Genomic DNA, 26,428 nt, shown 5'->3' on the forward strand with positions numbered 1-26,428 from the left:
TGCGACGGGACCCGCGCGGGGCGGTGGGCGTCGTCACGCACCCCCGGATGTCGGGTCGTGTGCTGTCATGGGGCCATGAGCGGAGAGCGGACGGACGGCGCGGCATTCGGGGCGGGGCACGGGGAGTCCGGCGCGGACGGCGCGGACGGCATCCCCGGCGACGCGACGCGGGAGGAGGCCGACGGGCTGCTGCGGGGCCTCGCCGGCGACGGCGCGCGGCTGCGGGACGACCAGTGGCGGGCGATCGACGGGCTGGTGAACCGGTGCGAGCGGATGCTGGTGGTGCAGCGGACGGGCTGGGGCAAGTCGGCGGTGTACTTCATCGCGGCGAAGCTGCTGCGGCGTCGGGGGCTGGGGGCGGCGGTCATCATCTCGCCGCTGCTGGCGCTGATGCGCAACCAGGTGGAGTCGGCGCGGCGGGCGGGCATCGTGGCGGAGACGGTGAACTCGTCGAACATGACGGAGTGGGACGAGATCACGGCGCGGGTGGACCGCGGCGAGGTCGACGTGCTGCTGGTGAGCCCGGAGCGGCTGAACAACCCGCAGTTCCGCGATGGGATGCTGCCGCGGCTGGCGGAGGAGGCGGCGATGGTGGTGGTCGACGAGGCGCACTGCATCTCCGACTGGGGCCACGACTTCCGGCCGGACTACCGGCGCATCCGCGACCTGCTGGCGGGGCTGCCGGAGGACACGCCGGTGCTGGCGACGACGGCGACGGCGAACGACCGCGTCGTCGAGGACGTCCGGGCCCAGCTGGGGCGCGACGCGGGGGTGCTGCGCGGCGGGCTGGACCGGGAGTCGCTGCGGCTGCACGTGGTGCGGCTGCGGGATTCGACGGACCGGCCGGCGTGGCTGGCGACGCACCTGGGGCGGCTGGAGGGCTCGGGCATCATCTACTGCCTGACGGTGTCGGCGGCGGAGGACCTCGCCGACGCGCTGCGGGCGGCGGGGTACGAGGTCGCGGCGTACATGGGCCGCACCGACGCCGACGAGCGGGAGCGGCTCGAGCGGGCGCTGCTGGGCAACGAGGTGAAGGCGCTGGTGGCGACGTCGGCGCTGGGGATGGGCTTCGACAAGCCGGACCTGGGGTTCGTGGTGCACGTCGGCGCGCCGTCGTCGCCGATCGCCTACTACCAGCAGATCGGGCGCGCGGGCCGCGGCACGGCGCGGGCGGACGTCATCCTGCTGCCGGGGGCGGAGGACCGCGACATCTGGGAGTGGTTCGCGTCGGTGTCGTTCCCACCGGAGCCGGTGGTGCGGGACCTCATCGCGGCGGTGGAGGCGGCCGGCGCCGACGGGTCCGCGGTGTCGACGGCGCGGCTGGAGGCGGTCGTCGACCTGCCGCGGTCGCGGATCGAGCAGGCGCTGAAGGTCCTCGACGTCGACGGGGCGGTCCGGCGCGTCCGCGGCGGATGGACCGGGACGGGCGCGGGGGCGGCGTGGGAGTACGACGCCGCGCGCTACGAGGGACTCGCCGCCGCCCGCCGCGTCGAGCAGGACGCCATGGAGGCCTACGAGCGGCTCACGGGCGACGGGCCCGACGCGTGCCGGATGCTGTTCCTGCGCCGCCAGCTCAACGACCCGACGGCGCTGGAGCCGTGCGGGCGGTGCGACAACTGCACGGGCCGGGGCTTCTCCGTCGAGATCGACCCCGGCATGGCCCGCGCCGTCGAGGAGCGCATGACGGTGCCCGGCGTGCCCGTGCCCGCCCGGCGGCAGTGGCCGACGGGGATGGACCGCCTCGGCGTCGACCTGAAGGGCAAGCGGGGCGGCATCGCGGGGCTGCGCGACGGGCGGGCGCTCGGCCGGCTCAACGACATCGCCCGCGGCCCGGCGCTGACGGAGCTGCTGCGGGGCGCGGCGTGGCGGCCCGCCCCGGGGCGCGACTGGCGCGAGGACCGGTGGCTGAAGCTCATCGTCGAGGTGCTCGCCGCCTGGGAGTGGGAGGAGCGGCCCGTCGGCGTCGTGTCGCTCGGCACCGCCGCGGAGCCCGCGCCGGGGCGCGACGAGATGACGCGCGCGTTCGGCGCCGCCGTCGCCGGCATCGGCCGTATGGCGGACCTCGGGCACCTGCCCGTCCGCCCCGGCGCGCAGCCGGTGGAGGCGCAGAACTCGCCGTACCGCGTCGCCCGCCTGCTGGAGCTGTGGGACTGGGCCGCGCTGGACGGGGTCGCCGCGGCCGCGGAGGGGCTTGACGACGGCCCCCTCCTCCTCGTAACCGACGAGATCGGCGGCGGCTGGTCGGCCACCGTCGCCGGCGCCCGGCTGCACGAGGCGACGGGGCGGCCGGTGCTGCCGCTGGCGCTGGCGGCGCGGGCGTAGGGGCGGCTCAGGCGCGGCACGACCGGTGCCGCCACCCGCACCGGCGGCGCGGCGGCGACCACGCGGGGCGGTCGCCGTCGTCACGCAACGCACCCGCACACCGCGACCCGGCGCACCCCGCGCGCCCCTCCCCCGCGCACGCGAAAACCCGGGGCCCATCGGACCCCGGGTACGCGACAACCCGGGGGCGCGGGCCCCGGGTGCGCGGAGGCGCTTAGGCCTCGGCGTTCTCCACGATGGAGACGGTGCGCTTGTTGCGCTTGGTGCCGAACTGGACGGCGCCGGACTTCAGAGCGAACAGCGTGTCGTCGCCGCCCCGGCCGACGTTCTCGCCCGGGTGGAACGAGGTACCGCGCTGGCGGACCAGGATCTCGCCGGCCTTCACCTGCTGGCCGCCGAAACGCTTGACGCCGAGGCGCTTGGACTCGGAGTCACGGCCGTTGCTGGAGCTGGAAGCACCCTTCTTGTGTGCCATGTGATTTCCCTCCTCGGAGTGGGTTCAGTGGCCGGGTTACTTGCCCAGGCCGGTGATCTTCAGGACGGTCAGGGACTGGCGGTGGCCGTAGCGGCGCTTGTAGCCGGTCTTGTTCTTGTAGTGCATGCCGCGGATCTTCTTGCCCTTGGCCTGCTCCACGATCTCGGCGGTGACGGTGGCGTCGGCAAGCGCGTCACCGGAGGTGATCTCGCCGCCGTCGACGAGCAGAACGGGGGTGAGAGCCACGGAATCCCCGGACTCACCCTCGATCTTCTCGACCTTGACGAGGTCACCTTCGGCAACCTTGTACTGCTTGCCGCCGGTCTTGACGATCGCGTACATAGGAGGGTTACCCCTTTATCTACTCACAGGGCCGCCGGAACCGGCGGCCCGCCTGGACAGTTGCATTGCGTTCACGGGGTCTGGCCTGGGGTTTCGGTTTCCCGCTCCCCGCCGGTCCTCCGGCGCCCCGGGCACGCGAGCTCGCGCTCGATGCCCACCCGTGAACAGCGACTGGTCAAGACTAGCCAATGAGTAGGGCGAATGACAAACCACGCCCGGTCCCTCCGCCGCCGCAACCGCCCACGTGGGGCGCGTGTGGCGGCAGGTGCCGGAAGGGTCGGGCGTGGCGCGGGGTCGCCGCGTGTTCGCGTGACGACGGCGACCGCCCCGCCCCTCCCCCGCCGCCCGGCGGCGGTGCCGGGGAGGCGGGAGCGGGACGGGGCGGCGTGCGGCCGGGCCGCTAGTTCGCGCGGCGGCGGGTGGCCCGGCGGCCGGCGCGGCGGCGGCCGCGGCGCCGGCCGGAGCCCTGATCCTCCTGGGCCTCCCGGGACTCCTTCGCCTCGGCGGGCTCGGAGGCCTGCTTCGGCTGCTCCGGCTCCTGCGCCTTCGCGGCCGTGGCCGGCTTCGCGTCGCCCTCGGCCTTGCCCTTGCCCACGCCCTTCGCCGGGGCCTTCTCCCCGGCGCCGGACGCGGACCCGCCGGCGGTGCGACGGACGGCGCGGCGGCGGCCGCGGCGGCGCGGGGCCTCCGCGTCACCGGCCGGGGCCTCGGACTCCGGGGCCTGCGCGGCGGCGTTGCCCTCGGCCGCGGCGTCGGAGCCGGCCTCGGCGGCGTCCGTCGCGGCGGCGGAGGCGTCGTCGTCGGACTCGGCCTTCGGCTCGGGCTTCGGCTCGACCCACACGCGGACGGTGTCGGGGTCGACGCCGAAGTCCTCCGGCTTCGGGGCGATGTCGCTGACGGACCGACCGCGGGTCGGGCGCTTGCGGCGCGGCGACGCCTCGAAGGCCGCGAGGGCTTCCTCGTAGGCGCGGCGGCCCTGCTTCGGCTGCCCCTCCGACAGGGCGTCCGCCTTCGGAGCATCCTTCGACCCGGCCTTCTTCCCGGCCTGCGAGTCGGCCTGCGAGTCGGCCTTCGGCCCGGACTTCTCGTCGGACTTCGGCCCGGACTTCTCGTCGGCCGTCGACTCGGCCCGGGAGTCGTCCCGCGCCTCGTCCTCGCGCGTGCCGGCCTGCTCCGGGGAACCGGAGCCGGCGCGGCGGCGGGCGCCACGCGAGCGGCGGCGACGGCGGCCCGAGCCGGAGCGGCCCTGGCCCTCGTCGTCCTTCGGCGACTCCGCGCGGGCGTCGCCGGACTCGGCGGCCCCGGCGGACTCCGACGGCGTCGTGTCGGACTCGGCGGCCCCGGCGGACTCAGTCGGCTTCGCGGCGGCCGGAGCACCCTGGCGGGAATCGTCGCGCGACTCCTGCTGCGTCTCGTCGCGCTGCTCCTCGCGGCGGGCGCGCTTCACGACGCGGCGACGGCGGCGGCGCCGCGCGGACGCCGACACGTACCGGTCGTCGGACGGCTCGTCCGGGTCCTTGTCGCGGGCCTCCGCGGTCGCGGCGGCGGCGACGGCGGCGATGCGGTCGATCGAATCGTCGGCCGAGCCGGACCCGTCGCCGGAATCGCGCGAGGAATCCTTCGCGTCCTGCTGCGGCTCGTCCCGGCCGTCGCGCTCATCGCGCTCGTCGCGGGAGTCGTCGCGGCCGGAGCCGGAACGGGAGCCCGCGCGGCGGCGGCCACGGCGGCGGCCGCGGCGGCTGCGGGAACCGCCGCGCTCGTCGTCACGCGAGTCGTCGTGCGAATCCTCGGCGGAGTCGTCGCGGGCGTCGCCGGCGGCGTCATCGCGCGAATCGTCAGGCGAGTCATCCCCGGAATCATCGCGGGAGCCGCGACGGTCCTGCTTCGCCTCGTCCTTCGACGCGGGAGCCTGGCCGGACTGCTGCTCCGAGCCGCCGGACCGCTCCTCCGAGCCCTGCGGCTCCTCCGAACCCTGCTGCTCCTGCGAATCCTGCTGCTCCTGCCCCTCCTCGGGGCGGCGCTGCGCGCGGCCGCGGAGGCCACCGCGCCGGCGGCGGCGACGGCCGCCGGAGCGGTCGCCGTCGTCACGCGAACCACCTTCGGACCCGTCGTGGGCGCGGGCGGAGCGCTTGTTGCGGGGGCGCTGCTTCGGCTCCTGCTCGACGGGGTCGACGTGCAGGATGATGCCGCGGCCGCCGCAGGTCGGGCACTCGGTGGAGAACGTCTCCAGCAGGCCGGTGCCGAGGCGCTTGCGGGTCATCTGCACGAGGCCGAGGGACGTGACCTCGGAGACCTCGTGGCGGGTGCGGTCGCGGCCCAGGGCCTCCTTGAGGCGGCGGAGCACCAGGTCCTGGTTCTCCGGGAGGATCATGTCGATGAAGTCGATGACGACCATGCCGCCGATGTCGCGCAGGCGCAGCTGGCGGACGATCTCCTCGGCGGCCTCGAGGTTGTTGCGGGTGACGGTCTCCTCGAGGTTGCCGCCGACGCCGGTGAACTTGCCGGTGTTGACGTCGATGACGGTCATCGCCTCGGTGCGGTCGATGACGAGGGTGCCGCCCGACGGCAGCCACACCTTGCGGTCCATGGCCTTCGCCAGCTGCTCGTCGATGCGGTGGTGCTCGAAGACGTCCTTCCCGCCGTGCTGCTCCGGGTGGTAGCGCTGCAGGCGGTCGGAGAGGTCGGGGGCGACCTCCTCGACGTAGCCCTTGACGGTGCGCCACGGAGCGTCGCCCTCGACGACGAGGGTGGTGAAGTCCTCGTTGAACAGGTCGCGGACGACCTTGACCAGCATGTCCGGCTCCTCGTAGAGGGTCACCGGCTTCGCGCCGCGGGAGGCGGTCTCCTTCTCCGCGCGGTCGGCGATGGACTGCCACAGCTTCTCGAGGCGGTCGACGTCCGCGGCGATGGCGTCGCGGTCGACGCCCTCCGCGGCGGTGCGGATGATGGTGCCCGAGCCTGCCGGGGTGACCTCCTTGAGGATCTCCTTGAGTCGCTTGCGCTCCGGCTCCGGCAGCTTGCGGCTGATGCCGGCGGAGCGGCCCTCCGGCACGTACACGAGGAAGCGGCCGGCCAGCGAGATCTGCATGGTCAGGCGGGCGCCCTTGTGGCCCACCGGGTCCTTCGTCACCTGGACCAGCAGCTGGTCGCCGGACTTCAGGGCCTGCTCGATGCGGCGGGACTTGCCGCCGGAGCCGAGGCGGCGCCAGTTGAGGTCGCCGGCGTAGATGACGGCGTTGCGGTCGGTGCCGATGTCGATGAAGGCGGCCTCCATCGACGGCAGCACGTTCTGCACGCGACCGAGGTAGATGTTGCCGATCTGCGAGGCCTGCGTCTCCGAGGTGACGAAGTGCTCGACGAGCAGCTCGTCCTCCAGCACGCCGACCTGGGTGACCTGGCCGTGGCCCTCGACGCGGTCGCGCTCGCGGACGACCATGGTGCGCTCGACGGACTCGCGGCGGGCGAGGAACTCGGCCTCGCTGATGACGTGGCGCTTGCGGGACTGCTCGCGGCGCTCGATGCGGCGGCGGCGCTGCGCCTCGAGGCGGGTGGAGCCCTTGATGCCGGCGGGCTCGTCGATGACGGGCACGTCGTCGCGGGAATCGCCGGAGCCGCCGGAGCCGCCCTTGTTCTCCTTCCCGTTGCCGGACCTGCCCTTGGACTTGCCCTTGCCGTCCTTGTCCTTGTCCTTGTCGCGGCCCTTGTCGTTCCGCTCGTCGCGGTCGTCGCGGCCCTCGCGGTCGCCGCCCTTGGCGTCGTCCGCGTCGCCGGCGTTGTCGCCCGCGTCGCCCGAATCCCGCTCGTCGACGCGGCGCTCGTCGGCGGAGCGGTTGCGCCCGCGGCCGCCGCGGCGACGGCGGCGGGAGCGCCCGCCGCGATCGCCCGCGTCGCGCTCGTCGCGCGCGTCACCGTCGGAGTCGTCCCCCGTCTCCTGCTTTGCGACGTCGCCCTCCCGCTCGTCGTCCGCGGTCCGCTCGTGGTCGGCGGACTCGCCGGCGGCGCGGCGGACGCCGCGGCCACGTCGGCGGCCGCGACGGCGGCGGCGGGGCTCGCGGTCGATCTGGCGCGGGGCGGCGTCGCCGGAGCCGTCGGCCTGGTCGGAGTCGGCCTCGGCATCGTCGGCGTTCGCGGCAGCGTCCTCGTCACGGGCGGAATCGGCGGTGGTGCGGGCGTCGTCGGCGCCGACCGGCTGGGGCGCCATGAAGACGGGCTCCCGGAACACCGGGGCCTCGTCGGGGCGCGGGGTCAGCGGCGGCTCGACGTCGGACAGCGCCTCGTCGGAGTCCTGCGCGGCCTGCTTCGCCTCGGCGAGCTGGGCTGCGGCGTCGTCGCCGTCGGCGACGTCAGCGGACGACGTCGTCACGGTACGGCGGACGCGACGGCGGCGGACGCGGGTCGCCGGTTTCGACGCGGCGGGGGCGTCGTCCGTGCCGCCCTTGCCGTCCTTCCCGGTCTCGTCGTTCTTGTCGTTCGCCTCGGCCTTCGCGTCGGCCTTCGCGGCGTCGGCGGGCTTCTCCTGCGGCTCCTCGACGGCGGGCGACGGGGCGGGCTCGGAGACGGTCTTCGCGACGCGCTTGCGGGAGCGCTTGCGCGCCGGCTTCTTCGGGGCCTCCGCCTCGGCGGGCTTGTCGGCGGTCTCGTCGGTAGCATCCGCGGCCTTCGGCGCATCGGCTGGCGCGGCGGTCTCGTCGGCGGCGTCCGCGGTCTTCGGCTCGTCCGCCTTCGCCGGCTCGGTCTTCTTCGCCGCGGCCTTCTTCGCGGTGCGCTTGCGGGAGCGCTTCTTCGCGGCGGGCTTGTCCTCCGCGGGCTTGTCCCCCGCGTCCTTCGTCTCCGCCGTCTCCTCGGCGGCCTCCGGCGTCGCGTTGGCGGGCTTGTCCTCCGCGGGCTTGTCCCCCGCGTCCGCGGTGGTGTCCTCCGCGGCAGCCTTCGCGGCATCCGCGTCGGCGGCCTTCTTCTTCGGCTGCGACTTCTTCGCGGTCTTCTTGGCCGCCTTCTTCTTCGCGGCCTTGGCGGGCTTCTCCGCCTCGTCCGACTTCCCGGCCTTCTCCGCCTCGTCCGGCTTCCCGGCCTTCGCGACCTTCTCCGCCTCCCCCGCGCCGGCGACGGCGTCGAGGGCCTTCGCCCGGTCATCCGCGGTGACGGTCGACGAGGCGCGCTTGCCCGTCACCCCCACCTGCTCCAGGAGGCCGATGACCTCCTTCGACGCCACGCCCAGCTCCTTCGCGAAGGCGTGGACCCGCATCTTCTCCGGTGCCGCGCCCCGGTCGAAGGCGCGGGCGCCGGCAATCAGTTCCTGGCTGAAATCCGCCACGATATTTGGTTCTCCTCTGAGGGGCCGCCCGGCCGCTCACCTGCCCGCGCGGCGCGCACTCGAGGGGCGCGGGGCGTCGGGGCGGGGCCTCGTCCGCGGCCGGGGCGTCCCCGGCGGCGTTCAGGCGGCGTATTCGCATTGACAAGTCTTCGGTGCACGTCCCGCGATCCGCGTCCGGCGCGGAGCGAACGTCACCGCCGCCATTGTTCCACACGCCCGCCCTCCCCACCGCATGTCGGCGGGGAGGGCGCGGCGGGGACCGTCGTCACGCGAAAAACACGGCGCCCCGGGCACCCGCACGCGGCGGGCGCCCGGGGCGCCGGTGGAGGGGGTTCCTACAGATTGGGGAACCAGATGCCGATCTCGCGCTCGGCGGACTCCGGGGAGTCGGAGCCGTGGACGACGTTTTCCGCGACCTCGAGGGCGAAGTCGCCGCGGATGGAGCCCGGGGCGGCCTTGCCGACCGGGTCGGTGCCGCCGGCGAGCTGGCGCCACGCGGCGATGGCGTTCGGGCCCTCGACGACGCCCGCGACCAGCGGGGCGGAGGTGATGAAGTCGACGAGCTCGCCGTAGAACGGGCGCTCCTTGTGCTCGGCGTAGTGCTCCTCGGCGGTGGCCTTGTCGGCGACGCGCAGGTCCATGGCGACGAACTTCAGGCCCTTGCGCTCGATGCGGGCGATGACTTCGCCGACGAGGCCGCGGGCGACGCCGTCCGGCTTGATGAGGATGAGAGTGCGTTCGGTCATGCCGCCGATGGTACCGGTGCGCCGCCCGCCCGCGCGACGGGGCCCGCGGGGGTGCGCGGGGCGGCGTCCGCGAGCTCGCCGGGGCGGGCGTCCGCGGTGGTCGCCGCGGGTGCGCGGGCGGGTGCGGTTGCGGGTGTGCTTCCGGTCGCCGCGGTCGCCGCGGTGGTGCGTGACGACGGCGCCCGCCGCCGCGCGTGACGCGCGGCGGCGGGCGGGGGCCGGGTCCGCGCGGGGCGCGCGGGCGGCGGGGGCTAGGTGTGCTGCGTCGTCAGGAGGCCGCGCTCCATGCGGGCGATGAGGTTCGACCGCAGGTGCAGCATGTACGCCCACACGAGGGCGAAGAACACGCCGACGACGCCGAGCGACCAGTGGAACACCACCGCGAGGACGCCGAGGGCGACGAGCACCATGTTCGCCTTCAGCGCCCAGGGGCGGCCCTGGAGGAACGCCATGACGACCATGGCGAGGCCGAGGGCGGTGACGTAGCCGACGGAGATGGCGTTGGCGTGGGCACCGTCGTCGATGTTGACCAGGACCGTCAGGCCGAGGAACACGACGATGGCGTGCATGATGAGCGTGCCGGCCATGACGCCGCGCAGGCCCTTCATCGGGTCCTTCTCGGGGGCGTGCCCGGGGCCGAGGGGGCCGTACTCGGGCTCGCCGGCGGCCCGGCGGGCGCCGTTGGCGCCGTTCGCGGCGGCGTTCGCGGCCGCGGCGTCGTCCCGGCCGGCCGGGTCGTGCGGGTGGCTCATTGCGGGTCCTTTCCGAACAGGGTCCTGGCCTCGCCGGCGGTGACCACCGAACCGGTGACCACGACGCCGGAACCGGAGACGATGCCGTCGCCGGAGTCGGTCTCCTCCGCCAGCGCGACGGCCAGCTCGACGGCGGACGGCAGCGTCTCGATGCGGTGGACGCGCTCGTCGCCGAAGACGTCGAGCGCCATCTCGTGGAGGTCGTCCACGTGCAGCGCCCGCGGCGAGGTGTTCTGCGTGACGACGATCTCCTCGGCGAACGGCTCCAGCTCCCGCAGGATGCCGAGGGCGTCCTTGTCGCCGAGGCACGCGACGACGGCGATGACGCGGCGGAAGTCGAACTCGGCGCCGATGGCGTCGCGCAGCGCGCGGGCGCCGTGCGGGTTGTGGGCGGCGTCGACGAAGACGGTCGGGGTGGCGCGGACGCGCTCGAGGCGGCCGGGCGAGGTGACCGTCGCGAAGCCGCGGCGCACCGCGTCGATGGCGAGCGGCCGGCCCGGGCCCGCGCCGAAGAACGCCTCGACGGCGGCGAGGGCGGTGGCGGCGTTGCGCGCCTGGTGGGGGCCGTGGAGCGGCAGGTGGATGTCGTCGTACTCGCCGGCGAGGCCCTTGATGGTGACGTTCTGGCCGCCGACGGCGAGCGAGTGGGCGATGACGCCGAACTCGGAGCCGGCGCGGGCGACGGAGGCGTCGGTCTCGCGGCAGCGGGCCAGCAGCACCTCCATCGCCTCGGGCTCCTGCTCGCCGAGGATGGCGACGTTGTCCGGCGGGGTCAGCAGGTCGGAGGCGTTCCAGCGGGACTTGATGATGCCGGCCTTCTCCCCCGCGATCTCCGCGAGCGTGTCGCCGAGGTAGTCCGTGTGGTCGAGGCCGACGGGCGTAACGACGGCGACGTCGGCCTCCGCCACGTTCGTCGCGTCCCACGTGCCGCCCATGCCGGTCTCGACGACGGCGACCTCGACGGGCGCGTCGGCGAACGCGGCGTAGGCCATGCCGACGAGGACCTCGAACTTGCTCATCCGCGGGCCGCCCTCGGCCTCGGACTTCGCGTCGACGAACTCGACGTACGGCTGGATCTCGCGCCAGATGCGGACGTAGTCGCGCGGGTGGATCGGTTCGCCGTCAATGGCGATGCGCTCCGTCGCCAGCTGCAGGTGCGGGCTGGTGGTGCGGCCGGTGCGGCGGCCGAGGGCGCGGAGCAGCGACTCGATCATCCGCACGGTCGACGTCTTGCCGTTGGTGCCGGCGACGTGGATGACCGGGAAGGAGCGCTCCGGGTTGCCCAGGACGTCCATGAGCATGCGGATGCGGTCCAGGCTCGGGTCGATCTTCGTCTCCGGCCAGCGGGTGTCCAGCTCCGCCTCGACGACGGCGAGGGCCTCGAGGTCCTCCGGGTCGACCGTGCGGGGCTCGGGGGCCTCGACGTCGTCGCCGAGCGGCAGCGACAGGCCGGCGTCGTCGAGGCTGACGCGGCCGAACAGGCCGGCGCCGGCGTCATCGTCGTCGCCGGGCGCCTCGGGGGCGCCGCCGCGCAGGTCGGCGTCGGCGGGCATGCCGCGCGCCTCCAGCAGCAGGGCGTTGTCGAGGTCGGAGAGGCCGAGGTCGCCGGCGGAGGCGCCCGCGGAGCCGTCCCCGGAGCCGCCGAAGGCGTCCGCGGAATCGTCCGCGGAGCCGCCGAAGCGGTCCGCAGAGCCGCCGGCGCCGCTGGCGGCCGAGCCGTCGAGGCCGTCGCCGGTGCCGTCGCCCTCGCCGGGGAGGTCCCCGTCGTCACGCGCATCCTCGGCGGCGTCGTCGAGGAACTCCGCGCGATCGCCGCCGAGGCCGGCCTCGGACACGGCCATGTCGAAGGCCTCGGCGTCGCGATCCGCGAACGGGTCGTCGCCGAAGGAGATGTTCAGGCCGCCGTCGTCGTTCCCCCGCGCCACGGCCTACGCCTCCGGGAGCCCGTCGAGGCGGGCGGAGATGCGCTCGATCTCCTCCTTGGCGACGGCGTTGCGGGCGCGGATCTTCTCCACGACGTGATCGGGGGCCTTCGCCAGGAACGCCTCGTTGCCGAGCTTCTTCGACGTGCCGTCGAGCTCCTTCTGCGCGACCTTGAGGTCCTTCTCCAGGCGCTTGCGCTCCGCGGCGACGTCGACGGTGCCGGAGGTGTCCAGCTCCACGGCGACGGTGGCGGAGGACAGGCGCACCTCGACGGACGCGGTGGCGCCGAAGCCGTCGGCCGGATCCTCCAGGCGGGCGAGCGAGCGGACGGCCTGCTGCTGGTCCGCGAGGTCGGCGGCGGCGAAGTCGACGCGCGCCGGGACCTTCTGGGACGGCTTGACGCCCTGGTCGGAGCGGAAGCGGCGGACCTCGGTGACGAGCTTCCGCAGGTCGGCCATGCGGCGGGCGGCGACGTCGTCGCGCGCGGGGGCCCCGGCCTCCGCGGCATCGGAACCCGCGGCACCCGCGCCCGCGCCGTTGACGCCCGGCGCCGGCCACGCGGCGACGACGAGCGACGGCTCGGCGTCCTCGCCCTCGGTGAGCGCCTTCCACAGCACCTCGGTGACGAACGGCATGGTCGGGTGCAGCAGGCGCAGCAGCACGTCGAGGACGCGGCCGAGCACCAGGCGGGTGGAGGCGGCGCGGGCCACCTGCTCGGCGGTCGGCTCCTCGCCCTCGGCGAGGCGCGGGAAGTCGACCTTGGCCATCTCGAGGTACCAGTCGCAGAACTCGTCCCACGCGAAGTGGTACAGCGCCTCGTTGGCCTTGGAGAACTCGTAGCGGTCGAGGGCCTCGTCGACCTCGCCGCGGACCTGCTCGAGGCGGTCGAGGATCCAGCGGTCGGCGTCGGTCAGCGTCTCGCGGGCGGGCAGCTCGCCGACGTGGGCGCCGTTCATGAGCGCGAAGCGGGTCGCGTTGAACAGCTTGGTGGCGAAGTTGCGGGAGCTCTGCGCGGAGTCCTCGCCGACCGGCAGGTCGGATCCCGGGTTGGCGCCGCGGGCGAGGGTGAAGCGCAGGGCGTCGGCGCCGTAGTCGCGCACCCAGTCCAGCGGGTCGATGCCGTTGCCGAGGGACTTGGACATCTTGCGGCCCTGCTCGTCGCGGACGAGGCCGTGGAGGAACACGTCGCGGAACGGGATCTGCGGGCGGCCGTCCTTCCCCTCGCCGAGCGGCGAGTCGGGCAGGGTGGCGGCGAAGGTCGAGAACATGACCATGCGCGCGACCCAGAAGAAGAGGATGTCGTAGCCGGTGACCAGCACGGAGGTCGGGTAGAACTTCGCGAGCTCGTCGGTGGCCTCCGGCCAGCCCATGGTGGAGAAGGGCCACAGGGCGGAGGAGAACCAGGTGTCCAGGACGTCGGGGTCCTGGTGCCAGCCCTCGCCCGCCGGCGGCTCCTCGTCGGGGCCGACGCAGACGATCTCGCCGTCGGGGCCGTACCAGATCGGGATGCGGTGGCCCCACCACAGCTGGCGGGAGATGCACCAGTCGTGCATGTCGTCGACCCAGTCGAACCAGCGCGGCTCCTGGGACTTCGGGTGGATGCGGATGTCGCCGGAGCGGACGGCGTCGCCGGACATCTTCGCCAGCTCCTCGACGCGAACCCACCACTGCTCGGACAGGCGCGGCTCGATGGCCTCGCCGGAGCGCTCGGAGTGGCCGACGGAGTGGACGTAGGGGCGGATCTCCTTGACGATGCGCCCCTGCTCGCGCAGCTTCTCGCACACCGCCTTGCGCGCCTCGAAGCGGTCCATGCCGTCGAACTCGGTGCCGGTGCCGGCGATGTTGCCGGTGGCGTCGATGACGGTGGGCATGTCCAGGTCGTGGCGCTGCCCCATCGCGAAGTCGTTGGGGTCGTGGGCCGGGGTGATCTTGACGGCGCCGGTGCCGAACTCGGGGTCGACGTAGTCGTCGGCGATGACCTCGAGGGTCAGGTCGTCGCGGAAGGGGTGCGGCAGGCGCGTGCCGACGAGATCCTTGTACCGCTCGTCCTCCGGGTGGACGGCGACGGCGACGTCGCCGAGCATCGTCTCGAGGCGGGTGGTGGCGACGACGATGTGCGGCTCGGCGTCGTCCATGGAGCCGTAGCGGAAGCTGACGAGCTCGCCCTCGACGTCCTCGTACTTCACCTCGATGTCGGAGATGGCGGTCTGCAGCACGGGCGACCAGTTGACGAGGCGGTTGGCGCGGTAGATGAGGCCGCGGTCGTAGAGGTTCTTGAAGATGGTCCGGACGGCGCGCGACAGGCCGTCGTCCAGCGTGAAGCGCTCGCGGTCCCAGTCGAGGCCGTCGCCGATCTTGCGCATCTGGCCGCCGATGTGGCCGCCGTACTCGTGCTTCCACTCCCAGACGCGGTCGACGAACTCCTCGCGGCCGTAGTCGAAGCGGTCCTTGCCCTCGGTCTCCTTGAGCTTGGCCTCGACCTTGGTCTGGGTGGCGATGCCGGCGTGGTCCATGCCGGGCAGCCACAGCACCTCGAAGCCCTGCATCCGCTTGCGGCGGGTGAGGGCGTCCATGAGCGTGTGGTCGAGGGCGTGGCCCATGTGCAGCTGGCCGGTGACGTTCGGCGGCGGCAGGACGACGGAGTACGCCGGCTTGTCGCTGCCGGGGTCGGCGGCGAAGTACCCGGCGTCGACCCACCCCTGGTAGAGGTCGGCCTCGACGTCGGCGGGGTTCCACGCCTTCGGCAGGCTGTCGGCTCGGTTGCGGTCCACGTTCATCTCCTCTGACACGCGGTACACCTTAGCGCCCCGGGGGCGGGCTCCGGCGCGCGGTCGGCGCGCGCGGTGCGGGCGGCGCCGGGTGCCGCGGGGTGGGTGCGTGACGACGGCGACCGCCCCGGCGGCCGCGCCCGGGCCGGGCGCGGCGGGCGTCGTCACGCGGAGGGGGGAACGCGCGGGGCGCGGAGCCCCGCACGCGGCGGCGATCCGCGCGCGGCGGCGGGCGCCGTCGTCACGCGGGGAAACGGCGGAGCCCCCGGCCGCGGGGTGCGGCGGGGGCTCCGGGAGGGCGCGGGATGCGCTACTTCAGCAGGTCGGCGACGGCGTCGCGCTCGGCCTGCAGCTCCTTCACGTTCGCGTCGATGCGGGCGCGCTGGTAGTCGGAGATGTCCAGGCCCTGGGCGATCTCCCACTTGCCGTCGACGGAGCGGCACGGCAGGCCGAAGACCAGGCCCTCCGGGACGCCGTAGGAGCCGTCGGACGGGAGGGCGACGGTGGTCCAGGCGTCGCCGCGGACGCCGTTGACCCAGTCGTGCATGTGGTCGATGGCGGAGGAGGCGGCGGAGGCGGCGGAGGACTTGCCGCGGACCTCGATGATCTCGGCGCCGCGCTTGGCGACGCGCGGGATGAACTCGTCGTCCAGCCAGGACTGCTCCACCAGGTCGGTGACCTTCTCGCCGCCGACGGTGGCGTAGGTGACGTCCGGGAACTGGGTGGCGGAGTGGTTGCCCCACACGACGACGCCGTCGAAGTCGGTGACCGGGCGGGACAGCTTCTCGCCCAGCTGGGACAGGGCGCGGTTGTGGTCGAGGCGCATCATCGCGGTGAAGCGGTCCGCCGGCACGTCGGGGGCGGAGTTCGCGGCGATGAGGGCGTTGGTGTTCGCCGGGTTGCCGACGACCAGGACGCGGACGTCGTCGGCCGCGTGGTCGTTGATGGCCTTGCCCTGCGGGCCGAAGATCCTGCCGTTGGCCGACAGGAGCGCCGAGCGCTCCTCGCCCTTGCCGCGCGGCTTCGCGCCGACGAGGAAGGCGGCGTTGGCGCCGTCGAACGCCTTGTTGGCGTCGTCGGTGACCTCGATGCCCGCCAGCAGCGGGAACGCGGAGTCGTTGAGCTCCATGGCGACGCCGTCGGTGTTCTTCACGGCCTCGGGGATCTCCAGCAGCTGCAGCTGGACCGGGACGTCCGGGCCGAACACGTCGCCGGCGGCGATGCGGAACAGCAGGGAGTAGGAGATCTGGCCGGCGGCGCCGGTGACGGCGACCTTCATCGGGGTGGCGGTCACGTGGTTCCTTCCATCGGGGTTTTTGTCGTTCGGCCCCACCATAGACGCGTCCGCGACGGGGCGCATCGGGCGATCCGGCGCCTCAACCGGCAACTTCCCGCAACACGGGAGACCCGGTCGGGCGGGTGGGACGGAATCGATACGGATGAATACGCACCGTCCGGCCGGTTCACACCCGGTCGATGGCCCCGTTCCCTCGCCTCCGCGGCATCCGGGCGCGGGGGCCGGGGGTGGCGGCACCCCTGGTGCGGCATCGATTCACCTATACGATGGACGGCAACCGGCGCGTACCCGGAACGCCCGCCGCACCACGGCGGTTCCCCGCCGCACCACGGCGGATCCCCGCGGATTCCGCCGCGCCGGGGACCGTCCGCACATCACAACGGAGATGAGGAGCGTATCCGCATGAAGCCCACCGTCGGCGACGACCTTCCGTCGACCCGGGTCATGGACGCGGCCCTTGAGCAGTTCACCCGCCGCGGCTTCGCGGAGACGCGGCTCGACGACGTCGCCGTCGCCGCGGGGGTGACCAAGCGCCAGCTGACCTACCACTACGGCGACAAGCGGAACCTGTACCGCGAGACCGTCGCCCACGCCCTGGGGCTCATCCACTCCCCCGCCGCGGTGCCGCGGCCGGAGTCGGAGGTGCCGGTCGAGGCGATGCGCCAGGTGCTGGAGTCCATCTTCGCGATGTTCGCCGACAACGCCCTGCCGGTGCAGCTGCTGACGATGGAGAACACGAACCCGGTGCTGGAGCCGGGCACGCTGCCGACCGTCGAGCAGGCGCCCGCGATCCTGGAGGTCGACCGCATCCTGCTGATGGGCCGCAACCTCGGCGCGTTCCGCCCGGACGCCTCCGCGCTGGACGTGTACTTCCTGGCGATGGCGCTGTCGAACCTGCCGACGCTGTCGCACGGCACGTTCTCCGCCCTCTACGGGCTCGACCTCCGCGACCCGGCGATGCGCCCGCGGCTGCGGAACCTCATGGGCGACACGATCATCGGCTTCCTCACCTCCGCGGCGGGTCCGCGGGAGGAGGGCGGCAGCTACCTGGCGTCCGACACGTACACGACGGGCCGGAACGAGGAGGAGCGCCGCGGCGAGCTCGGCGCCAACCTGGTCGACGAGGTGTACGGCGAGGAGGACGTCGACGAGTCCCCGCGCGGCCGCGCCGAGGACCCCGACTCCCCCGACTTCGGCGGCATCGTCTACGACGAGTAGCCGCGAGTCGGCCGCGCCGGCCGGGTACTCCTCTGCGGCGGACGGCGCCCGCGGGATACGGCCGCGGGGAAGAGCCGCGATCGACGAGGGCCCCGTCCCACCCGGGACGGGGCCCTCGTCGTGCGGCGACCGGGCAGCCGCGGCGGGGAGCGTCGTCACGCACGACCCGTGACGACGGCGACCGCGCGCACCCCGCCGGGCGCGGCGGCGCGGCCTACGCGGACTTCTCCTGCGGGGCCTTCGGCAGCAGCTCGGGGGCCTCGCCGTCGGTGACGCAGGCGGCGTGGACGCGGACGCGGCCGACGTCGTCGCGGTCCGGGACCTCGAACATCACCGGCATGAGGATCTCCTCCATGATGCCGCGGAGGCCGCGGGCGCCGGTGTTGCGGTCGATGGCCTTCTCGGCGATGGCGCGCAGCGCGTCGTCGTCGATCTCCAGGTCGACGCCGTCCATCTCGAAGAGGCGCTGGTACTGGCGGACCAGGGAGTTCTTCGGCTCGGTGAGGACGCGGACCAGGGCGTCGGCGTCGAGGTTGGTGACGGACGCGAGGACCGGCAGGCGGCCGATGAACTCGGGGATGATGCCGAACTTGATGAGGTCCTCCGGCAGGACGCGGGAGAACGGGTCCTCCTCGTCGCGCACGGTGGAGCCGTGGACCTGGGCGCCGAAGCCGAGGCCCTTGCGGCCGACGCGCTCCTGGATGACGTCCTCCAGGCCGGCGAACGCGCCGGCGACGATGAAGAGGACGTTGGAGGTGTCGAACTGGATGAACTCCTGGTTCGGGTGCTTGCGGCCGCCCTGCGGCGGGACGGAGGCGACGGTGCCCTCGAGGATCTTCAGCAGCGCCTGCTGCACGCCCTCGCCGGAGACGTCGCGGGTGATGGAGCGGTTCTCGGAGCGGCGGGAGATCTTGTCGACCTCGTCGACGTAGATGATGCCGCGCTGCGCCTTCTGCACGTCGCCGTCGGCGGCCTGCAGCAGCTTCAGCAGGATGTTCTCCACGTCCTCGCCGACGTAGCCGGCCTCGGTGAGGCTGGTGGCGTCGGCGATGGCGAACGGCACGTCGAGCTTCCGCGCCAGCGTCTGCGCCAGGTACGTCTTGCCGCAGCCGGTCGGGCCGAGCAGCAGGATGTTGGACTTCGACAGCTCCACGTCGCCGCCGGCGGCGTCGCCCGCCTGGATGCGCTTGTAGTGGTTGTAGACCGCCACCGCCAGCGTCCGCTTCGCGGTGTCCTGGCCGATGACGTACTGGTCCAGGAAGTCGCGGATCTCGGCGGGGCGGGGCAAGGCGTCGCCGGCGGGCGCGGCGGCCGGGGCGACGGCGAGCTCCTCCTCGAGGATCTCGTTGCACAGCTCGATGCACTCGTTGCAGATGTACACGCCGGGGCCGGCGATGAGCTTCTTGACCTGCTTCTGGGTCTTGCCGCAGAAGGAGCACTTGAGCAGATCGGAGCTTTCCTGCATGCGTGCCATGTGGCTTGACCGTTGCCTTCCGTTCGACGTGGCCGGTCCCGGGCGCCGGGGCGCGCCGGGGCGGGGCCCGCGCGGGTCGCGCGCGGGCCGTGCGGCCGTGGGACTCCGATCACCCTACCCGCCGGGCCGCCGGTCCCCGTGGATTGAAACGGGTGCGGGGCTTGACGACGGGACCCGCGCGGCGACGTCGCGGGCCCGCCGCGGCCCGGGCCATGCGGTGGTGGTGCCGTGCGACGGGACCCGCGCTGCGCGGGTGCCGTCGTCACGCGCATGCGCGCGTCAGCCCCCGACGACCGCGTCGGCGACCGCGAACGGCGCGCCGGTGATCTCCCGGAGCTCGTCGACGGTGACGCCGTCGGCGCACTCCAGCAACGTCAGGCCCTCGTGGGGGTCGACGGAGAAGACGGCGTGCGAGGTGACGATGAGGTCGACGCACTTCGCGCCCGTCAGCGGCAGCGAGCACTCCGGCAGGATCTTCGGGGAGCCCGAGCGGGTGACGTGGTCCGTCATGACGATGATGCGGTCGGCGCCGTGGACCAGGTCCATCGCGCCGCCCATGCCGCGCACCAGCTTGCCGGGGACCATCCAGTTGGCGAGGTCGCCGTACTGGGAGACCTCCATCGCGCCGAGGACGGCGACATCGACGGAGCGCGAGCGGATCATCGCGAAGGAGTCGGAGGAGGAGAAGAAGGAGGCGCCGTCGCCGACGGTGATGAGCTCCTTGCCGGCGTTGATGAGCTCCGGGTCGATCTCCTCCTCCGTCGGGTAGGGGCCGACGCCGAGGACGCCGTTCTCCGAGTGCAGCACGACCTCGAGGCCGTCGGGCAGGTGGCCCGGCACGAGGGTCGGCATGCCGATGCCGAGGTTCACGTACTGGCCGTCGCGCAGCTCGCGGGCGACGCGGGCGGCCATCTGATCGCGGTTCCAGCTCATGACTCGCGCACCGTCCTGTTCTCGATTCCGGCCTCCTGGGGGCCGACGTGCACGACCCGGTCGACGTGGATGCCCGGCAGGTGGACCTGGTCCGGGTCGATGCGGTCGACGAGGTGCTCCGCCTGGACGATCGTCGTGCGGGCGCACATCGCGGCGTCGGGGTTGAAGTTGCGGGCCGTCGCGCGGAAGACGAGGTTGCCGTAGCGGTCCGCCGTGTGGGCGTGGACGAGCGCGAAGTCGGCGCGGATGGCCTCCTCCAGCACGTAGAGGCGGCCGCCGAACTCGCGGGTCTCCTTCGGCAGCGAGCGCTCGGCGACGGTGCCGTCGGCGTTGTAGCGCACCGGCAGGCCGCCCTCGGCGACCTGCGTGCCGACGCCGGCGGTCGTGTAGAACGCCGGGATGCCGGCGCCGCCGGCGCGCATCCTCTCCGCGAGCGTGCCCTGCGGCGTGAACTCCACCGACAGCTCCCCGGCCAGGTACTGGCGGGCGTACTCCTTGTTCGATCCGATGTAGGAGCCGATGGTGCGCGTGATGCGCCGGTCCTCCAGCAGGGTGCCGAGGCCGTGGCCGTCGGTGCCGCAGTTGTTGCTGATGATGGTCAGGTCGTTCGGGCCCAGCTTCCGCAGGGCTGCGATGAGGACGGCGGGGATGCCGACGAGGCCGAAGCCGCCGACGGCGATGGAGGCACCGTCCGCGATGTCGGCGACGGCGTCCTCCGCCGTGGAGATTGTTTTGTCGAGCATGCCAACACTGTACATCGACGTTCGCGGGGTGTACAGTCGTGCGCATCATGAACGCATCCGAGTCCCCCGCGTCCGGCGCGCCCGCCGGCAACCACGTCCAGTCCCTGGCGCGCGGCCTCGCCGTCATCCGCACCTTCGGCGCCAACCGCCCGCGGCAGACGCTCGCGCAGGTCGCCGAGGCCACCGGCTTCGCCCGCGCCACCGCCCGCCGCTTCCTGCACACCCTCGTCGACCTGGGCTACGCCGCCACCGACGGCCACGAGTTCTGGCTGACTCCCCAGATCCTCGAGCTCGGCCACAGCTACCTCTCCGGCCTGGAGCTGCCCGCCATCGCGCAGCCCCGCCTGGAGGAGCTGTCGCGCACGGTCGGCGAGTCGAGCTCCCTGTCCGTCCTCGACGGCGTCGACGTCGTCTACGTCTCCCGCGTGCCGGTGCGCCGCATCATGACGGTCGCCATCACCATCGGCACCCGCTTCCCCGCCCACGCGACCTCCATGGGCCGCGTCCTGCTGGCAGGCGCGGAGCCCGCGGAGCTCGACGCCCACTTCGCCGCCTCCGACATGCCGGCGCTCACCCCGCGCACGCTCGTCGACGAGGCCGCCGTCCGCGCCGAGCTCGACCGCGTCCGGGAGCAGGGCTGGTGCCTCGTCGACCAGGAGCTCGAACCCGGCCTGCGGTCCATGGCCGCGCCGGTGCGCGACCCCTCCGGCCGCGTCGTCGCCGCCGTGAACGTGTCGACGCAGACCGCGGCGCACGACGTCGACGACCTGCACCGCGACATCCTGCCGCCGCTTCTCGACGCCGCCCGGCTCATCACCGCCGACATCGCCGCGGTGCAGGGCTGAGCGGCTTCCCAGCCCGCCGGGACGCGACCGGACGCCGCGGCGAACGGCCACGGCCCGGCATCCCGGCCGCCGGGACGCGAACCGGCACCCCGACCCCGACTCCCCCGCCCCACCCGAGAGGAGCCCCATGACCACCGAGAACACCACCGACGCCCCGAAGGCCGGCGCGACCGCGCGACCGGCGTCGCCCGACGACATCGTCCTGTGCGCGCCGCTGCGCACCCCCGTCGGCCGCTACGGCGGCGCCTTCGTCGACGTGCCGGTCCAGGACCTGGCGGCGGCCGTCGTCACGCGCATCATGGAGGACACCGGCCTGGACCCGGCCGACGTCGACGACGTCATCCTCGGCCAGGCCTCCCCCAACGGCGCCGCGCCCGCGCTGGGCCGCGTCGTCGCGCTCGACGCCGGCCTCGGCGAGGGCGTGCCCGGCATGCAGCTCGACCGCCGCTGCGGCTCCGGGCTGCAGGCCGTCGCCACCGCCGCCGCGCACGTCGCCTGCGGCGCCGCGGACCTCATCATCGCCGGCGGCGCCGAGTCCATGAGCCGCACCGAGTACACCGTCGACGCCGTCGTGCGCTGGGGCGCCAAGGGCGGCGACATGGTCTTCCGCGACCGCCTCGCCGAGGCCCGCGCCACCGCCGGCGGACGGAACCACCCGATCCCCGGCGGCATGATCGAGACCGCCGAGAACCTGCGGCGCGGGCACTCCATCACGCGCGAGGCGCAGGACGCGCTGGCCGCCGAGTCGCACCGCCGCGCCGTCGCCGCCCAGGAGGCCGGCGCCTTCGACGCGGAGATCGTGCCCGTCACCGTCCCTGCGAAGCGCCGTGGCCAGGAGCCGACGGTCGTCGACCGCGACGAGCACCCCCGCCCCGGCACCACGGAGGAGAAGCTCTCCGGGCTGCGCCCCGTCATGGGCCGCTCCGACGACGCCGCCACCGTCACCGCCGGCAACGCCTCCGGGCAGAACGACGGCGCCGCCGCCATGGTCGTCACCACCCGCCGCCGCGCCGCCGAGCTGGGCCTGCGCCCGGCCGCCCGCCTCGCCGGCTGGGCCGTCGCCGGCGTTGCCCCGGAGACGATGGGCATCGGCCCCGTCCCCGCCACCGCGAAGGTCCTGGGCCGCCTCGGCCTGAAGCTCGACGACATGGACGTCATCGAGCTCAACGAGGCGTTCGCGGCGCAGGCGCTCGCCGTCCTCGACGACTGGGGCGTCGACGCCGCCGACCCGCGCCTCAACCCGCACGGCTCCGGCATCTCCCTCGGCCACCCCGTCGGCGCGACCGGCGCCCGCATGCTGGTCACCCTCGCCCACGAGCTGCGCCGCCTCGGCGGCGGCCGGGGCCTGGCGACGATGTGCATCGGCGGCGGCCAGGGACTCGCCGCCGTCCTCGAGGCCGAGCCCGCCGACTAGGCCCGGCCCCGTCCCGGGCGACCGGACGGGCCCCGGCCGGCCGGAACCGCCGGAACGAACGGACCGGACCCCGCCGCGGCGCCGCCGACGCGGCCGCGGCGGGGGCCGTCGCAAAGCAACGACAACAGAAACCACCGGAAACAGGAGCAACCATGACCGTCCTGCACCACCGCATCCACGGCGAGGGCGGGGAGACGCTCGTCCTCCTCGGCTCGCTCGGCTCGACCACCGACATGTGGCTGCCGCAGCTCGACGCGCTGTCGCACGACTTCCGCGTCATCGCGCTGGACCACCGCGGCCACGGCACCTCGCCCGTCGTCGAGGGGCCCGCCACCATGGCGGACCTCGCCGCCGACGTGCTGGAGACCCTCGACGGCCTCGGCGTGGGCCGATTCCACGTCGCCGGCCTCAGCCTCGGCGGCTGCATCGCCCAGCTGCTCGCCGCCGAGTCGGACCGCGTCCAATCGGCCGCGCTGCTGTGCACCGCCGCCGACTTCGGCCCCGCGCAGGGCTGGCACGACCGCGCCGCCGTCGCCCGCCGCGAGGGCACCGGGGCGCTCGCCGACGCCATCGTCGAGCGCTGGTTCTCCCCGTCCTTCCTCGAGGAGCGCCCCGCGACGACCGCGCACTACCGCGCCATGATCGCCGCCACCCCGGGCGAGGGCTACGCCGCCTGCTGCGAGGCCCTCGCCGACTGGGACTTCACCGCCCGCCTGCCGGAGATCACCGTCCCCGTGCTCACCATCGCCGGCGCCGACGACCCCGCCTCCCCGCCGGAGACGCTGCGCGTCATCGCCGACGGCGTCGCCGACGGCCGCGCCGCGGTGCTCACCCCGGCCGGGCACCTGCCGACCATCGAGCGCGCCGGCGAGGTCACCGGCCTCCTGCGCGGACACGTGCTCGGCGCCGCGGGGTGAGCCCATGACGGGCACCGCCTCACCCGACTCGCCTGATGCGCCCGCTTCGCCCGGCGCGGCCGGCCCGCCCGCCGGCTCCGCGCCCCGCACCCGCCGCAGCCACCGCACCCGCCGCAGCCCCGGCGGGTTCCTCCCCACCCTCGAGCGGCCGCGCCACCGCCGCCCGACGCTGCGCGAGGTGGCGGCCGACCTCGACGCTCAGGCCGCCGGCAACGCCGCGGTCGCGCTGCTGTTCTCCGCCTCCGGCCCCATCGCCGTGGTCCTCGCCGCGGCGGCGCAGGGGAACCTGCCGGCGCAGGAGACGTCGTCGTGGATCTTCGGCATCTTCCTGGGCAACGGGCTGCTGACCATCCTGCTGAGCTGGTGGTACCGCACCCCGCTGGCGTTCTTCTGGACCATCCCGGGCACCGTCCTCGCCGGAGACGCGCTGGCGCACCTGAGCCTCGCGGAGGTCGTCGGCGCCTACCTCGCCACCGGCGCACTGGTGCTGGCGCTCGGCTGCTCCGGCCTGGTGGCGCGGGCGATGGGGGCGCTGCCGCCGGGGGTCGTCATGGCGATGGTCGCCGGTCTGTTCCTCCGCTTCGGGCTGGACATGGTCGGCGCCGTCGTCGACGACCCCCTGGTCGCCGTGCCGATGGTCGCCGTCTTCGCCGCCCTCACCGCCGTGCCCGCCGCGGGCCGGTGGGCGCCGCCGGTCGCGGCCGCCGCCGTCGCCGGCACCCTGGTCGTCCTCGCCGCCGGGCGGATGGCGCCCGGTGCGCTGGACGACGGCATCATCGCCGCGCCCGTCCTCACCGCCCCCGCGTTCTCCTGGGACGCGATGGTGGAGCTGGTCGTGCCGCTGGCCATCACCGTCATCGTCGTGCAGAACGGGCAGGGCACCGCGGTGCTCCGCGCCGCCGGCCACCACCCGCCCGTCAACGTCGCCGCCGCCGCGTCCGGCCTGTGGACGCTGCCGCTGGCCGCCCTCGGCTCCTCCCCCACCTGCCTGACCGGGCCGACGAACGCGCTATTCGTCTCCGGCGGGCGGCGGGAGGGCCACTACGCCGCGGCGATGCTGTGCGGCGCCGGCGCCGTCGGCGTCGACCTCGTCGCCCCGGCGTTCACCGGCGCGGTGCTCGCCATGCCGGCGGCGTTCATCGCGGCCCTCGCCGGCGTCGCCATGCTCGCCCCGCTGCGGGGCGCGTTCCTCGCCGCGTTCGGCGGCGACCGCCCCACCGGAGCGCTGGTCTGCCTGCTGGTCACCGTCAGCGGCATCGCGCCGCTGGGCATCACCGCGCCGTTCTGGGGGCTGGTCGCGGGCGTCGCCGCGGCCGCGGTCCTGGACCGGGATCGCACGTGATCGCGTGACGACGGGGCCCGCCCCGGGGAGATCGCCCCCGGGGCGGGCCCCGTCGTCACGCGTGAAGCGGTGCGCGGGCGCGGACCCGGCCGCGCCCCGCGCACCCCGCGCCGGTGGCCTTCGCCGCGTCAGTGGATGTCGGAGGGGTGCTTCGCCAGCGCCGTGACGGTGCAGTCCATGTACTGGAACAGCGGGAGGTTCCACAGGATGTCGTGGAGCTCGTCGGCGTCGGCGCAGTCGAAGATGGAGTAGTTGGAGTACTCGCCGGCGATGCGCCAGATGCTCACCCACGTGCCGGCGCGCTGCAGCTCCTGGGAGTACGCCTTCTCGCGGGCGATGGTGTCGGCCTTGACGTCCGGGTCGAGGTCGGCGGGGATGCGGACGTCCATGCGGACGTGGAAGAGGGCCATGGGGGTTCTCCTTCGTGATCGTGCGGGTCGGGGCGGGGTCGGGTCAGCGGCGGGTGAACGACTCGACCGCGTCCCAGTCGGGGTCGACGCCGAGGCCCGGACCTTCGGGCAGGTGGGCGAGGCCGTCTGCGTAGCGGATGTCCTCCGTGACGTAGGACTCGCGCAGCAGCATCGGGCCGAACAGCTCGGAGCCGAAGGACACCGCGGTCGACGCGCACGCGAAGTGCAGCGACGCGGCGGTGCCGATGGGCCCCTCGAGGCTCGTGGCGCCGTGGCAGGCGAGGCCCGCGGTCTCGGCGATGGCGGCGGTCTTCAGGGACTCGCGCAGGCCGCCGAGCTTCGTGGTCTTCAGGGCGATGACGTCGGCGGCCTCCTCGCGGACGACGGCGAGGGCGTCGGCCGGGGAGCACACGGACTCGTCGGCCATGACGGGCACGCCGGTGCGGCGCGTGATCTCGCGCAGCGTGGCGAGGTCGTGGGCCGGGGTGGGCTGCTCGAACAGCTCGACGCCCGCGTCGGCCAGCGCCGGCAGGTGGCGCAGCGCGGTGATGCGGTCCCAGCGGGCGTTGACGTCGATGCGCAGGGAGACGCGGTCGCCGACCTCGCGGGCCAGCTCCGCGACGCGGCGGACGTCCTCGGCGGGGTCGCCCGCGCCCATCTTCAGCTTGAAGCTGCGGTGGCCGTGGGACTCGATGCGCTCCCCGATCTCCGCGACGGCCTGGTCCAGCGGCAGGACGCCGAGGGCCCAGGTGCATTCGACGGAGTCGCGGACGGCGCCGCCGAGCAGGTCGCGCACCGGGACGCCGAGGGCGCGGGCCCACGCGTCGTGCATGGCGACGTCGCACGCCGCCTTCGCGAAGCGGGCGTTGGCGACGACGCGCTCGAAGTCGCGCAGGATGCCGGCGAGCTCGTCGAGGCGGCGGCCCGTCATGACGGGGGCGAGGTAGCCGTCGACGATGGCCTTCATCGTCTCGACTGACTCCCCTCCCCACCACGGGCCGCCGGGGACGACGCCCTCGCCGTGGCCGGCGACGCCGTCCTCCGTGACGACGGTGACCAGCAGGATGGGCTGGGCGGTCGCCGTCGTCGTCGCGAAGCCGTGGGGGCGGATGAGCGGCACGTCGAGGATGCAGGTGTCGACGCGCGCGATGGTCAGGTCGGTCATGGTCTCCTCCAGGTGGGGCGGTGCCGCGCCG

The 26,428-nt window shown here is 74.3% G+C and carries 19 protein-coding genes; 6 read left to right on the plus strand and 13 right to left on the minus strand.

Translation table 11 applies throughout. The features are described 5' to 3' along the window. Nucleotides 1–75 precede the first annotated feature (75 nt). On the plus strand, nt 76–2,322 hold the full coding sequence (locus QQS41_RS03530; protein ID WP_448851302.1) for a RecQ family ATP-dependent DNA helicase: 2,247 nt from the start codon (nt 76–78) through the stop codon (nt 2,320–2,322). Between the two features lie 214 nt (nt 2,323–2,536). On the opposite strand, the gene rpmA is transcribed toward QQS41_RS03530, so the two are convergent. From rpmA to QQS41_RS03570, 8 genes are all read right to left on the minus strand, one after another. Continuing rightward, nucleotides 2,537–2,797, minus strand: coding sequence for a 50S ribosomal protein L27 (rpmA, locus tag QQS41_RS03535; RefSeq protein WP_448851303.1), 261 nt, complete (start codon nt 2,795–2,797; stop codon nt 2,537–2,539). 36 nt (nt 2,798–2,833) lie between these two features. Continuing rightward, nucleotides 2,834–3,139, minus strand: a complete 306-nt coding sequence (rplU, locus tag QQS41_RS03540) for a 50S ribosomal protein L21 (protein WP_448851304.1) — start codon at nt 3,137–3,139, stop codon at nt 2,834–2,836. 400 nt (nt 3,140–3,539) lie between these two features. Then, on the minus strand, nt 3,540–8,450 hold the full coding sequence (locus QQS41_RS03545) for a translation initiation factor IF-2 N-terminal domain-containing protein (RefSeq protein WP_448851305.1): 4,911 nt from the start codon (nt 8,448–8,450) through the stop codon (nt 3,540–3,542). A 335-nt stretch (nt 8,451–8,785) separates the two neighbouring features. Further along, entirely contained in the window at nt 8,786–9,196 is a 411-nt protein-coding gene (gene ndk / locus QQS41_RS03550) for a nucleoside-diphosphate kinase (RefSeq protein WP_448851306.1), read from the minus strand. Between the two features lie 251 nt (nt 9,197–9,447). After that, nucleotides 9,448–9,948 carry a DUF4233 domain-containing protein gene (locus QQS41_RS03555; RefSeq protein WP_448851307.1) on the minus strand — a complete coding sequence of 167 codons (501 nt, stop codon included), beginning with the start codon at nt 9,946–9,948 and terminating at the stop codon, nt 9,448–9,450. Further along, complete coding sequence (gene folC / locus QQS41_RS03560; protein ID WP_448851960.1) at nt 9,945–11,501, minus strand: bifunctional tetrahydrofolate synthase/dihydrofolate synthase; 1,557 nt, start codon at nt 11,499–11,501, stop codon at nt 9,945–9,947. Before folC ends, QQS41_RS03555 begins: the two co-directional genes overlap by 4 nt. 375 nt (nt 11,502–11,876) lie before the next feature. After that, nucleotides 11,877–14,648, minus strand: coding sequence for a valine--tRNA ligase (locus QQS41_RS03565; protein WP_448851961.1), 2,772 nt, complete (start codon nt 14,646–14,648; stop codon nt 11,877–11,879). A 301-nt stretch (nt 14,649–14,949) separates the two neighbouring features. Beyond that, the gene (locus QQS41_RS03570; RefSeq protein WP_448851962.1) at nt 14,950–15,918 is read right to left on the minus strand and encodes a malate dehydrogenase; all 969 of its coding nucleotides are present in this window, start codon (nt 15,916–15,918) and stop codon (nt 14,950–14,952) included. A 420-nt stretch (nt 15,919–16,338) separates the two neighbouring features. Here QQS41_RS03570 and QQS41_RS03575 point away from each other — a divergent pair, with 420 nt between their 5' ends. Further along, complete coding sequence (locus tag QQS41_RS03575) at nt 16,339–17,154, plus strand: TetR/AcrR family transcriptional regulator (protein ID WP_448851308.1); 816 nt, start codon at nt 16,339–16,341, stop codon at nt 17,152–17,154. A 214-nt stretch (nt 17,155–17,368) separates the two neighbouring features. On the opposite strand, the gene clpX is transcribed toward QQS41_RS03575, so the two are convergent. The 3 genes from clpX to QQS41_RS03590 form a co-directional block, all read right to left on the minus strand. Then, nucleotides 17,369–18,628: an ATP-dependent Clp protease ATP-binding subunit ClpX gene (gene clpX / locus QQS41_RS03580; RefSeq protein ID WP_448851309.1), complete on the minus strand. Its 1,260-nt coding sequence runs from the start codon at nt 18,626–18,628 to the stop codon at nt 17,369–17,371. Nucleotides 18,629–18,907: 279 nt separating this feature from the next. Continuing rightward, complete coding sequence (locus tag QQS41_RS03585) at nt 18,908–19,561, minus strand: 3-oxoacid CoA-transferase subunit B (protein ID WP_448851310.1); 654 nt, start codon at nt 19,559–19,561, stop codon at nt 18,908–18,910. Further along, the gene (locus QQS41_RS03590) at nt 19,558–20,304 is read right to left on the minus strand and encodes a CoA transferase subunit A (RefSeq protein WP_448851311.1); all 747 of its coding nucleotides are present in this window, start codon (nt 20,302–20,304) and stop codon (nt 19,558–19,560) included. Before QQS41_RS03590 ends, QQS41_RS03585 begins: the two co-directional genes overlap by 4 nt. Before the next feature lie 47 nt (nt 20,305–20,351). Between QQS41_RS03590 and QQS41_RS03595 the strand changes: the two genes are divergently transcribed. The 4 genes from QQS41_RS03595 to QQS41_RS03610 all read left to right on the plus strand — a co-directional run bounded on the left by QQS41_RS03595 (nt 20,352) and on the right by QQS41_RS03610 (nt 24,822). Next, nucleotides 20,352–21,149: an IclR family transcriptional regulator gene (locus tag QQS41_RS03595; protein WP_448851312.1), complete on the plus strand. Its 798-nt coding sequence runs from the start codon at nt 20,352–20,354 to the stop codon at nt 21,147–21,149. Nucleotides 21,150–21,276: 127 nt separating this feature from the next. Then, complete coding sequence (locus QQS41_RS03600; protein WP_448851313.1) at nt 21,277–22,563, plus strand: acetyl-CoA C-acetyltransferase; 1,287 nt, start codon at nt 21,277–21,279, stop codon at nt 22,561–22,563. Nucleotides 22,564–22,715: 152 nt separating this feature from the next. Then, nucleotides 22,716–23,480 (plus strand): 3-oxoadipate enol-lactonase, encoded by a 765-nt coding sequence (gene pcaD / locus QQS41_RS03605; RefSeq protein WP_448851314.1) that lies wholly within the window; start codon nt 22,716–22,718, stop codon nt 23,478–23,480. 4 nt (nt 23,481–23,484) lie between these two features. Beyond that, nucleotides 23,485–24,822 carry a benzoate/H(+) symporter BenE family transporter gene (locus tag QQS41_RS03610; protein WP_448851315.1) on the plus strand — a complete coding sequence of 446 codons (1,338 nt, stop codon included), beginning with the start codon at nt 23,485–23,487 and terminating at the stop codon, nt 24,820–24,822. A gap of 128 nt (nt 24,823–24,950) precedes the next feature. Here the strand turns inward: QQS41_RS03610 and catC are convergent, their stop codons facing one another. After that, nucleotides 24,951–25,232: a muconolactone Delta-isomerase gene (catC, locus tag QQS41_RS03615; protein WP_448851316.1), complete on the minus strand. Its 282-nt coding sequence runs from the start codon at nt 25,230–25,232 to the stop codon at nt 24,951–24,953. Between the two features lie 43 nt (nt 25,233–25,275). Next, on the minus strand, nt 25,276–26,397 hold the full coding sequence (locus QQS41_RS03620; protein WP_448851317.1) for a muconate/chloromuconate family cycloisomerase: 1,122 nt from the start codon (nt 26,395–26,397) through the stop codon (nt 25,276–25,278). Between the last annotated feature and the right edge of the window lie 31 nt (nt 26,398–26,428).

Source organism: Corynebacterium sp. 335C (genome assembly GCF_053525695.1).